This is a genomic window from Cupriavidus phytohabitans (assembly GCF_000426345.1).
Lineage (GTDB): Bacteria > Pseudomonadota > Gammaproteobacteria > Burkholderiales > Burkholderiaceae > Cupriavidus.
On sequence record NZ_AUFE01000220.1, the window covers coordinates 1 to 1,525 of the forward strand.

1 protein-coding gene and 1 pseudogene are annotated in these 1,525 nt (G+C 58.6%); both read left to right on the top strand.

The genetic code is table 11. The features are described from left to right. Positions 1–246, top strand: a pseudogene (locus K309_RS43695) (hypothetical protein); the annotation flags it as partial. Between the two features lie 476 nt (positions 247–722). Then, positions 723–1,525, top strand: an 803-nt coding sequence (locus K309_RS0134840; protein ID WP_198030918.1) for a reverse transcriptase N-terminal domain-containing protein, incomplete at its 3' end; no start/stop codon positions are given.

Sequence of the window (1,525 nt, forward strand, 5' to 3'; positions counted from 1 at the left end):
GCCGTTAGTCTCTTTGCCGCCTGGTTGGTCCTGGGGGTGGGCATGGGCGCAGGGCTGTACGAAGCAGCATTCGCGACCCTCGTGGTGCTTTATGGGGTGATCGTGCTTGTGCGACGTGAAAGTCGCGTAGTTCGTTGTTTTACCGTCGTTGTTGGGCGGAAGGAAACCGGGCGTTCCGTCGCCCGTAGTCTATCGGTGCATGCGGAGCTGGCAACGGCTGCGTGTGGAGCCACTGAGACAATGTAGCCCGGCGCAAGCCACGCTAAGGTTGCGAGACCGTGGCGCCTCTGCGAGTGTCAATGTGGAGGGGGCGCTAGACTGGATGGCAAGGTTAAGGTATCTGAATCGCCGATAAACATCGTCATTACCAAGGGGCCAAAGACACTGACAGGCCTTACCCAAACGGGACTGTGGCAGGTCTGCTCGTTAAGTACTCGGGCAGCACGGACGGAAAGCCACCGGTGGAAAGGCGGAACCTAAACCATTCGTGCGAACGACGCGGAACACGGTAAACCCGTATCGCCGCCCACCGGGCAGGCCGACCGCAAGGAAGGCTGTTGGCGGTGCGGGCATGGGAGTGTGGAAAAAGCGAAAGCCGTCCTGTAATGGGACAGATAGGGATTGCGCCGCAAGGCAACATCATCCCACGCGAAAGCGGGCAGACTTCCACATGGTCTTTCATCACGAGAGAGTTTGACCAACCTTCAAAGGAGGAGAGGCAGATGACTGTGCAGCAATCGGGCATAGGTGCGTCCTCCGATCACGCGACGCGCTGGCACGACATCGATTGGGTCAGATGTCATCGCGAGGTCAGGAGGCTTCAGGCCCGTATCGTGAAGGCGACATGGGAAGGCAGACACGGCAAGGTGAAAGCCCTGCAATGGCTGCTGACCCACTCGTTCAGCGGCAAGGCACTCGCCGTCAAACGGGTGACTGAGAATTGCGGTAAACGGACGCCAGGGGTGGATGGCATCACATGGTCCGCTCCGAAGTCCCGACTCGAAGCGGTGCTGTCTCTCAAACGGCGAGGCTACCAGCCACGCCCACTGAGGCGGATATACATTCCCAAAGCCGATGGGAAAAAGATGCGGCCCCTCGGAATTCCCTGCATGGTCGACCGGGCGCAGCAGGCACTGCATCTGCTTGCTCTGGAGCCCGTAGCGGAAACCACGGCGGACCCAAATTCCTATGGATTCAGGTCTGCTCGGTCAACCGCCGACGCCATAGAGCAATGCTTCCGGGACCTCTCTAAATCCAGCAGTTCGCAGTGGATTTTGGAGGCCGATATCCGCAGCTGCTTCGACGAAATCTCGCATGACTGGCTGGTCGCCAACATCCCTATGGACAAGGCGACATTGCGAAGATGGTTGAAGTCTGGCTATCTTCATGAACGGGTTCTTCACGCAACGGAGGCTGGTACGCCGCAGGGCGGTATCGTTTCACCTACGTTGATGAACATGACTCTCGACGGGTTGGAGCGAACACTACTGAATCGCCCCGGGTATCGAGGAGGCTGTTTGGTTTA